The sequence below is a fragment of the Myroides sp. LoEW2-1 genome, from assembly GCF_009767705.1.
Classification (GTDB): Bacteria; Bacteroidota; Bacteroidia; order Flavobacteriales; family Flavobacteriaceae; genus Flavobacterium; species Flavobacterium album_A.
Window position 1 is genome coordinate 1 of the sequence record NZ_WSPP01000207.1, and the last position, 10,241, is coordinate 10,241.

9 protein-coding genes and 3 tRNA genes are annotated in these 10,241 nt (G+C 33.4%); 11 read left to right on the plus strand and 1 reads right to left on the minus strand.

The annotated features are described in order from the left end of the window. Positions 1-416: 416 nt before the first annotated feature. The 9 genes from idi (at position 417) to GOQ24_RS12020 (ending at position 5,907) form a co-directional block, all read left to right on the plus strand. On the plus strand, positions 417-944 hold the full coding sequence (idi, locus tag GOQ24_RS11980) for an isopentenyl-diphosphate Delta-isomerase (protein ID WP_160339794.1): 528 nt from the start codon (positions 417-419) through the stop codon (positions 942-944). A 3-nt stretch (positions 945-947) separates the two neighbouring features. Continuing rightward, entirely contained in the window at positions 948-1,361 is a 414-nt protein-coding gene (locus GOQ24_RS11985; protein ID WP_155092381.1) for a 6-pyruvoyl trahydropterin synthase family protein, read from the plus strand. Between the two features lie 105 nt (positions 1,362-1,466). Then, on the plus strand, positions 1,467-2,435 hold the full coding sequence (locus tag GOQ24_RS11990) for a type I phosphomannose isomerase catalytic subunit (protein ID WP_160339795.1): 969 nt from the start codon (positions 1,467-1,469) through the stop codon (positions 2,433-2,435). 68 nt (positions 2,436-2,503) lie between these two features. Further along, positions 2,504-2,767, plus strand: coding sequence for a hypothetical protein (locus tag GOQ24_RS11995; RefSeq protein ID WP_155092379.1), 264 nt, complete (start codon positions 2,504-2,506; stop codon positions 2,765-2,767). Positions 2,768-2,848: 81 nt separating this feature from the next. Next, positions 2,849-2,922 (plus strand) — tRNA-Thr (locus GOQ24_RS12000). Positions 2,923-2,963: 41 nt separating this feature from the next. Further along, a tRNA-Thr gene (locus GOQ24_RS12005) sits at positions 2,964-3,037 on the plus strand. A 36-nt stretch (positions 3,038-3,073) separates the two neighbouring features. After that, a tRNA-Thr gene (locus GOQ24_RS12010) sits at positions 3,074-3,147 on the plus strand. 187 nt (positions 3,148-3,334) lie between these two features. Then, entirely contained in the window at positions 3,335-4,813 is a 1,479-nt protein-coding gene (gene cls, locus GOQ24_RS12015; protein WP_155092378.1) for a cardiolipin synthase, read from the plus strand. Positions 4,814-4,968: 155 nt separating this feature from the next. After that, the gene (locus GOQ24_RS12020) at positions 4,969-5,907 is read left to right on the plus strand and encodes an alpha/beta hydrolase (RefSeq protein WP_160339796.1); all 939 of its coding nucleotides are present in this window, start codon (positions 4,969-4,971) and stop codon (positions 5,905-5,907) included. Positions 5,908-6,001: 94 nt separating this feature from the next. On the opposite strand, the gene GOQ24_RS12025 is transcribed toward GOQ24_RS12020, so the two are convergent. Further along, positions 6,002-8,401 carry a TonB-dependent receptor domain-containing protein gene (locus tag GOQ24_RS12025; RefSeq protein WP_160339797.1) on the minus strand — a complete coding sequence of 800 codons (2,400 nt, stop codon included), beginning with the start codon at positions 8,399-8,401 and terminating at the stop codon, positions 6,002-6,004. Between the two features lie 172 nt (positions 8,402-8,573). Here GOQ24_RS12025 and GOQ24_RS12030 point away from each other — a divergent pair, with 172 nt between their 5' ends. Together GOQ24_RS12030 and GOQ24_RS12035 are read left to right on the plus strand one after the other, a co-directional pair. Then, positions 8,574-9,149, plus strand: a complete 576-nt coding sequence (locus GOQ24_RS12030; RefSeq protein WP_160339798.1) for a TIGR00730 family Rossman fold protein — start codon at positions 8,574-8,576, stop codon at positions 9,147-9,149. A gap of 106 nt (positions 9,150-9,255) precedes the next feature. Continuing rightward, positions 9,256-10,002, plus strand: coding sequence for an NYN domain-containing protein (locus GOQ24_RS12035; RefSeq protein ID WP_155092374.1), 747 nt, complete (start codon positions 9,256-9,258; stop codon positions 10,000-10,002). Positions 10,003-10,241: the final 239 nt, after the last annotated feature.

Genomic DNA, 10,241 nt, shown 5'->3' on the forward strand with positions numbered 1-10,241 from the left:
GCTTTGATTACATATTCATACTTCCCGAAAAAGCCTTCTATTAATAATATTAACGACATTATTGATCAAAATAGACTAATAGCTTAAGTCGAACTCACGTTAGATTAAACAATTGAATTTTGAATTGCAAACAGAGATAAATTAGTGGTTGGTGAAGTGCTAATGGGATTGATCTTAGCATTGCTTTAAATAGAGGTCTGAGTCTTAAGCGGAAGTGTTAGTCAAAAGGCAAGTGATTAGGTAAAGTGTTGCCAATAAGAGAATCGAGAATAATGCATGGGCTTGTTTTTGAATCACATAAAATGTTTTGAGTTTGGAAACAAACAAATCACAGCAAAACATTGGGCATTGAGAGAAGTAATTAGATAAACAGTTTCTTTTTTTGTATTTTTGGAATTGATATAATTAAAAAAGAAATGGCAAAAGAATTTGTAATATTAGTTAATGAAAACGACGAGGAAATAGGAGTAATGGAAAAAATTGAAGCTCATGAGAAAGCTTTGTTGCATCGTGCCTTTTCAGTTTTTATTTTAAATGACAAGAATGAAGTTATGCTCCAACAAAGAGCATCAGAAAAATATCACTCCCCTTTATTATGGACCAATACTTGTTGTAGTCATCAACGAGCAGGAGAAACAAATATAGAAGCAGGTAGAAGGAGAATGGTGGAAGAAATGGGTTTTGAAGTACCGTTAAAAGACGTTTTTAGTTTTATTTATAAAGCTCCGTTTGACAATGGATTGACAGAGCATGAGTTTGATCATGTAATGATAGGATATTACAATGGCGAACCAACTATTAACCGAGAAGAAGTAGAAGCTTGGAAGTGGATGGGGATAGATGACATTAAAGAAGATATGGAAAAACAACCCGAACTATATACCGCATGGTTTAAAATCATATTCTCGAAATTTTACCATTTTATTGAAGCTCAAAAAAAGTAAATTATGCGCTTAACAATCAGTAGAAAATCACATTTTAACGCAGCCCATCGATTATTTAATAAAAATTGGGACGATAAGAAAAACCAACTTGTCTTTGGGAAGTGCAATAACCCTAATTACCATGGACATAATTATGAATTGATTGTACATGTAACAGGAGAGTTAGATCCAGAAACTGGGTTCGTTATGGATTTAAAAGAGTTGTCTGATTTGATAAAGGCTGAAATAGAAGAAGCTTTTGATCACAAAAACTTGAACTTAGATGTTGCGGAATTTGCAGAATTGAATCCAACTGCAGAAAATATAGCTGTGGTTATCTGGAAAAAATTAAGACCTTTTATTAGCGAAGACAAGGATTTAGAGGTGGTGTTATATGAAACTGCTCGTAATTTTGTTTCTTTTAAAGGAGATTTTTAAAAATACGTTTTGTATATACTAAAATTCGTAAATTTGTAGCTTGAATTTTTTTAAGGGAAGAGAGGTAGGTTTAGCCTACATGTTTTATAATAGGAAAAATATTATATGAGTTTTATTCAATATCCTATCGTATTTGTACCAATCCTAAAAGATCGCATATGGGGCGGTACAAAATTAAATACAGTATTAGGAAAAGAAATACATTCTGATCAAGTTGGAGAGAGTTGGGAAGTTTCTGGAGTTACAGATAATGTTAGTATTGTAGCAAATGGAACTTATAAAGGTTGCGATTTAGAAGAGCTCATAAACCAATATCCAGAGGAATTATTAGGTAGTTATATATACAATCGCTTTGGCAAACAATTTCCATTGTTATTTAAATTTTTAGATGCCAAGGAGGATTTGTCTATACAATTACACCCTAATGATGAACTTGCGATGAAAAGACATCAATCTTTAGGTAAGACCGAAATGTGGTATGTTATGCAAGCAGACCCAGGTGCGAGAGTTGTGGTGGACTTTAAGGATGGAGTACATCAAGAAGATTATATGAAGCATCTCGAAAACAAGACATTACCTTCTATTCTAAATGAAATTTTGGTAGAGAAAGGGGATGTTTTTTTTATTGAGACAGGGACTGTTCACGCCATTGGTGGGGGAGTACTCTTAGCAGAGATTCAACAAACTTCTGATATAACGTATCGAGTATACGATTGGGATAGAGTCGATGCTGAAGGCAATTCAAGAGAGTTACACGTAGACTTAGCTAAAGACGCGATTAATTATGAGCCAAAACAAGTAGAGTTTGTTTATGAGAAAAAAGAAAATGTAGCAAATTCTATTGTTGAATGTCCTTATTTTTCAGTGAATTACATTCCTTTAAAAGAGGTGTATCACCTAAAAAAGGCAATTGATAGATTTCACTTTTACGTGTGTACAGAAGGAGATTGTACATTCGTAATAAATCAAGATAAATATGAGTTTAGCAAAGGAGATAGTATATTAATACCAGCTGCTATTGCTGAATTTTCGATAGAAGGTAAAGCGACTTTATTAGAAATATTTGTTTCGTAAAAAGACTATAAAGTATAGTATTAAAGTTGTAGCTTTGTTCAAAATTTTAACCCATAAATTAGATTAATATGGCAAGTGTAAAAAACTTAAAAAAGGATATTCATTACGTATTAGGAGACATTATCCAAGCTATTTATATTCACGAAATGGCAACTGATGGAGCAACTCCACAAACTGAAGCGTTGTTAGAAGAAACATTAACTTCATTCGATGAATTAATTGAAGCAGTAAACGCTAAAAACGTTGAAAATAAAAAAGCACATTTTAAAGGAGTTTACTCAAAATTAGAAAATGTTGCAGGTCAGTTAGTTGAGAAAATTAACGCATTGTAGTCTAAAAAAAGAATACAAAAACAAGCCGAAAGGCTTGTAAGATTCAAAAAGCGTGTTATCTTTGCACTCGCAAAATGAGTCGCCGGTGTAGCTCAGCTGGCTAGAGCAGCTGATTTGTAATCAGCAGGTCGTGGGTTCGAGTCCCTCCATCGGCTCAAATTTTGAAAATAACATATTGCAATAATACTATTGAGTCGCCGGTGTAGCTCAGCTGGCTAGAGCAGCTGATTTGTAATCAGCAGGTCGTGGGTTCGAGTCCCTCCATCGGCTCAATTTGAAAATTAAATGTTGCGACATTATTTAGTCGCCGGTGTAGCTCAGCTGGCTAGAGCAGCTGATTTGTAATCAGCAGGTCGTGGGTTCGAGTCCCTCCATCGGCTCAAAGGCTTCCTTATTAAGGAAGCCTTTTTGCATTAAAAACTTTCTCTTGAACGCTCGACTGTCAATTTCTTTTTATAATTTTATTGTAAATTAACTTTTTTAAGTAATTGCTTTTATTTACTCGCTTGATTTGCTACCTTTTTTTGCCTATACTATCGTTTGTTATAATTTTTAAAAATAATACCTATGCAAGTTGTTACTGATTCTGGTTGGTTTGTGTATTTAGAGATATTGTACTTTATCTTAACGATTATTGTAGCTATTCGCATTATCTATGACACAGATTCTATATCTAAGACTTTAGCCTATTTGTTATTGGTTGTTTTTGTTCCCGTCTTTGGGATGTTTTTTTATTTCTCTTTTGGCATCAATTACCGCAAGAGAAAAATGTATACTAAGAAATTAGAGCATAACGATGATTACAATGAGCGCTTAACCCAGAGATTGAAAGAAGTTCACATTGATTTTAAGCAGAAAGGGAATAAGATAGTGGAGGAGAATCGCTCCTTTATCAAGATGCTATCAAGTACGGCTATGGGAGAAGGACCTTTGTTAGTTGATAATAAAGTAGATCTATTGGAGAATGGCGAAGTGTTTTTTCCAAGGTTGTTAGAGGATTTAAAGAATGCTAAGCACCACATACATATTGAGTATTATATTTATGAAAATAGCGAAATCGGTCGACAAATTGAAGAAGTACTCATTAGTAAATTAAAAGAGGGGGTGGAAGTCCGTTTTATTTACGATGATTATGGTTCTCGCTCAATTCGTAAGAATATTGTTCGCAATATTCGCAAGCATGGCGGTGAGGCATTTCCCTTTAATCGAATTATTTGGATAGCTTTAGCTAACCGTCTGAATTATCGCAATCACAGAAAAATTGTTGTAATTGATGGATTAATTAGTTACACGGGGGGTATTAATATTTCTGATCGATATGACAACCGAAATAAGGATCAGAATGACTATTATTGGAGAGATACACATGTTCGCATTGAAGGGACAGGTGCTTATGGTTTGCAGTATATATTTTTAGCAGATTGGAATTTTTGTAGTAAACAAACTATTGCTTTTAGCAAAGAATATTTTCCAAAAGTTGAGTACAGTAAGGATCGCTTAGTTCCTTTGCAGATTATTTCTTCTGGACCGGACTCAGATGTACCTTCTATTTTATACAGTGTATTGAAAGCAATACAAACCGCAAAAAGTGAGATTCTCATAACTACTCCTTACTATATTCCCGATGAATCACTTCAATTAGCTATTAAGATGGCAGCATTGAGCGGTAAGAAAGTGAAGATGATTCTACCTGGTATTACTGATTCAATGATGGTGAAGTGGGCATCAGAATCCTATTTTCAAGAATTATTAGAATATGGAGTTGAGATTTACTTGTACAAGAAAGGCTTTATACACGCCAAAACTTTTGTGACTGATTCAGGAGTATGTTCTGTTGGAACTTGTAATTTAGATCATAGAAGTTTCGATTTGAATTTTGAAGTAAATGCAATTATTTACGATGAGGACTTTGCCTTAAAGATGAGGGAAATGTTTTTTAGAGATTGTAAAGAGTCAATCAAACTTGATTTAAAGCTTTGGAATAAACGTTCAAAATGGCATCGTTTAAAGAACAGTTTTGTTCGTTTATTAGCGCCGTTATTATAAGCGAAATTTATAATGAGTAGTATTGAGGTTATGCAAAATGCAAGTATAAGTATTAGTGCTACTATATAGGGTGATTTCCTTTTGGTGTCTGGAAGCAGAAGGAATGACAATTTCTATGATTTTTTTAAATAAACTTAGTATTTAAGTAATAGTATATGAATTTACATTTAACATATAAAGAATATATAACACACCAACATCCCTTCGAGAATGACTATGAGGGTAAAGTGATTACTACTTTGATCGAATCACGGGCAAACAAAAAGGAGAATAAGAAGGTCGTTTTGTATATTCACGGCTTTAGTGATTATTTCTTTCAGTACCATATGATGCGTTATATCAATGCAGAGGAGATTAATTTCTTTGCAGTTGATTTGCGTAAATGTGGTCGATCACTATTAGCTCATCAGCATCCTAATTATTGTCAATCTATGCGTGAGTATTTCCCTGATTTGAACTATGCTATTGAGTTTATCACTAAGCAAAATAGCAATTCTGAAATATATATGATGGGACATAGCACAGGAGGATTATTAGTTTCTTATTACGCAAAATTTGGTTTACTGAGAAATCGGATAAAGGGGATTGTCTTAAACTCTCCATTTTTAGATTTCAATTTACCTTTTTATGTTAAACCCTTTATAACAACTGTTGCTAAGAGCAAGTCTTCTAAGGATGCATATGCTTGTATGGAAAGCTTACCTCCAATCTATGGGGAGTCTTTACATCGAAATTATAACGGTGAGTGGAAGTATAGTCTTGACTTAAAACCGATCAAGCCTTTTCCTGCTTTTTATGCATGGATATTAGCTGTACAACATGCGCAATCTTTAATTAAAGAAGCCCAAAATTTAGGAGATTTGCCTATCTTGTTAATGAGAAGTGATAAATCTGGTAACGCATACAGACAAACGGATATTACAAATTGCTCAGATGTTGTACTCAATGTAAAAGATATGACCAAAATAGGTTGTAAACTCAGCGATAACGTCGAAGAAGCTATTGTCGAAGGAGGCGTACACGATTTAGTGTTATCAAGTGAAGCTGCAAGAAATATTGCCTTGCAAAAAATTGTAGCATTTGTTAAGAAGTAAAAAGCAGAAGTATACAAAATCAAAAAGCTGTTATTCACATTGAATAACAGCTTTTTTTTAAGTAATAATTGAAATATGTTGTGATACAATCGGATTAGAATAGACCTCCTCCAGTTCCACCACTTTGCTTTGTATTTGCATCTCTGTATTTTCGTTGTAATGCACGTCCTTTTCCTCCTCCAAACGTATAGTTTAGTCCTATGTAAAGAGATCTACTTTCCCATGTAAATTGACCATTAGAAGGGTAAGGATACTGTGAATCATATTTGAACTTCATGGTATTAAAGATATCGTTGAATCTTGCACTGATACTTAATTTATTTTGAAGTAGAGAATATCTCACACCAGCATCAATCTTATACATCTCTTTAGAGTTCATTGTCAATCCGTCTAAAGGACCTCTATAGAAACCAAATAAGTTAAATCTCAAGTTTTTAGTTGCTTTAAAATTACTATTCAAACGCGCATTAAATGAATTGGCAGTAATGTTGCGCTCGATGAAGTCCATTTGATTTGTAGTCGTATTTAACTTAGAAACAAAACCACTTTGTTTGATACTTGAAAAATCAATTGCTGGTTGCATATCCCACCAAGGTGTAAGGATAAGGTTTGCAGAAAGTTCAAAACCATAAGCATCATTTGATTTATAGTTATCAAAAGTCATTAATAGCGCATTTGGGTTGTCATTTTCTGGGTCATCATAAATAACCTGATTAATTTCTTTATTGATTTTTCTGTAGTATACACCTGCTGTTATACTGCTTTTGTTAGTAAACATTCTTGTGTAGTTAAGTTCCACTGAATTAGTGAATTGAGGTTTTAATTCTGGATTACCTACCATTGTCATTAATGGAGTTGAGAATTGTCTCACAGGGTTTGTTTGTGAATTACCAGGTCTATCTACTCGTCTACTATAACTCAGGTTGAACATATCATTGTCTGTCATTGTATACCCTATGTAAACAGATGGATATAAAGTAAGGTAGTCATCTTTGAAATTGGTTTTGCCATTTAAAGTTGATTCAACTTTATAACTTTCTAATCGGGTTCCTAATTGGTAGTTGAATTTTCCATAGGTTTGGCCGAAGGTTACATACGCAGAGAAAATGTCTTGATCGTATTTATTGTTTATTTGATGAGTATCCGAAGAAGTCATTGGATTATTAGAGTCAAATGCATTGTCTGCTCTTGATAATCTCGCTTCAGCTCCTAATTCAAGTTTTGTGTGATCATTTAATGGATTAACGTAGTCGATATTAATCGTAGTAAGGTTACTTTTATTTTCGCTTCCATCTCTGTACAATTGGTTTGGGTTCTTTCCAATTGTTGTATCATAATCTCCATCATTGGTAGATTTGTTTCTACTGAAGTTTCCTTCAATATCTAAAGTATGTCCTTTTTTCTCAAACAAGTGTTTGTAAGCTAAGTTATAGGCACTATATTTATTTTCTCCGTCATATTTAGTGTTTTGAAATATATCTTCAAATAAATTATTAGGATATGTAGTAGCATTAGCCATATCCATTGTGTTGTTGTTTGTACTTTGGTTAGTATAGAATGACAAAGTGTTGTTGTCATCAATATAATAATCCATCCCTACTTTGTATAAGTAGTTTTTATTGATAGACTTCATGCGAATCTCCGTTGGTGATTGTATATCAGTACGCATCATATCTCCATCATTTTTGTATTGTCCGTACGAATAACTACCATTGCCATAGAAGTTAAGTTTTCCTTGTCTATAGTTTAGGTTAATTGAGTTTGAGTTTTTAGCATAGTGAGAGAAAGTAGCTCCTGTATCAATTGATCCATTAAAACCATCCATTGTATTTTTGTGTAAGACAATATTGATGATACCAGACATACCTTCAGGGTTGTATTTAGCACTTGGATTGGTAATTAATTCAATGCTTTTGATAGAGGTAGAAGGGATTTGTTTTAAAACTTGCTCAGAAGACATATTTGTCGGACGACCATCGATTAGGATTCGCACATTCTCATTACCTCTAAGTGAGATTTTACCATCTTTATCGACATTGACAGAAGGGATATTATTCATTATCTCTCCAGCCGTAGCTCCTGCTGTGGTTAAATCTTTTCCAACATTAATTACTTTTCTGTCTATTTTTTGCTCTATTGTTGACTGTTCAGCAATGATATTAACTCCTTCTAAAGTTGTCGCTTCAGGTTGAAGGAATATTGTACCTAAGTTTAAGATAGATTCAGACAGAACGATGTCTTTTTGGAATGTTTGATAGCCAATGAATTGAACTTCTAATGTGTATTTGTTTTGTGGAACAGATAATTCAAAGTTACCTTGGTCGTTTGACATAGCTCCTGTGATTATCTGCTCTCCATTTTTAATAGCAATTGTAGCATAAGGTACTGCAGATTGCAAATCTTTATCTATTATCGTTCCTGTAATTTTCCCATTTTGAGATAAACCAGTGTAGATAGCAATCAAGAAGAAAATAGCACTAAGTTTAAATTTCATAAGTTATTCTAATTTGAGTTGAGTTTATTTTTTTACTTTAGGTCTTTGTTTAATAGACACCTATTTTGACTTTTTGTTACAGAATAAAATTCAAAATTGTTTATATATAATAATTCTTAATTGTAATTAGTTGATAATTAGTTAGTTTAATGTATTTGAAAAATTAAAAAAAATGAGATATACTGTGTTTTGTGGATCGAGTAGTGGATTTGATGAAAACTTTAAGTGTGAGGCGTATAATTTAGGAAAGGCTTTAGCTTCTAAGACTATTGGATTAGTATATGGTGGGGCTAATGTTGGATTAATGGGGGCTGTGGCCGACGGTTGTTTGGATCATGGAGGTGAAGTTATAGGGGTATTACCTTATTTTTTGAAAAATGTTGAGATAGAACACAAGGCGTTGACAGAGTTGTTTTTAGTTGAGTCAATGCACGATCGCAAGGCTAAGTTAAATGAGTTATCTCATGGAGTGATTGCTCTACCTGGCGGATATGGGACATTAGAGGAATTATTTGAAATGATAACGTGGGCGCAGTTAGGACTTCACAAGAAACCTGTAGCAATACTCAATACAGATCATTTCTATGATCCTTTATTGCTAATGATAGATAAGATGGTTGAGAAAGGCTTTTTAAAGCAAATCAATAAAGAAATGCTTATTGTTTCTGATCAAATTGAGGATTTGTTGGATAGAATGGAGAAATATGAAGCACCTAAAGAAGGAAAGTGGATAATGAAGGAGAAGTAGATTCATTCAAATTTCACATTTTAGATTTTTTAAGTTTAAATTATCATATCAGAAGAATTAGAAAGACGTAAAAAGTCGTAATTTAGGATTTATTAAAGTTAGGAAAATGGAAAAACACAATAATAATATTGCAATATTGGTTGATGGCGATAATGCACAAGCAAAATTGTTAGATAAAATATTAGAAGAAGTATCAAAATACGGAAAAGTTACAATTAGGCGTATATACGGAGATTGGACAACACCGCAGATGAATAGCTGGAAAGATTTGCTCAATGATTTGTCTTTTTCACCTATGCAGAAGTTCAATTATACTTCAGGGAAAAATTCTACGGATAGCTCTTTGATTATCGATGCGATGGATATCTTGCATGATAAGGCTGTTGATGGCTTCTGTATAGTTTCAAGTGATAGCGACTACACTGGATTAGCTAAACGCATTCGAGAGGAAGGTATTTTCGTGATGGGAGTAGGAGAAAAGAAAACACCTAATGCCTTTGTTCAATCGTGTGAGATCTTTACCTATTGCGAAACACTTATGCCAAAAGAAAGTACGGTGAAAGGAGATAATGGGAGTAATAAGAAAAGTGCTCAGTCTGATGAAGATGACAATAAAACTTTGACAAAAAAAGAGTACAAGTTGATTGATCGCGCTTTTGATATGTCCGTTGATGAGGAGGTTGAGGCTTATATTGCAACTGTAGGGCAAAACTTGAGAAAGCTAAATCCAAGTTTCGATGCTCGTGATTATGGCTTTAGAAATTTGACAGAGATGTTCAAGCACTTAAAGACCTACGAAGTAATCAACAATAATGTAAAGGGACTGAATCACCCATTGGTGAAAAAGAAATAAAACAAGGAAACGCTTTTTTATAAAGCGTTTTTTTATTTTTAGGCTTTAGAATAGAAAATATTAATAGCTATGACATTAGACGAAATAAAGGGAATACGCAAGCAGTTTGAATATTATCGCATGTTAGCAGATAAAACGTATCCACCCTAGCAAGTACATCTTGTGAGGTATAAAAATTATTCTACAGCGTCAGAGATTGCCTTTTTATAGTTATGAGGATATAAATCTGTAATATTCTT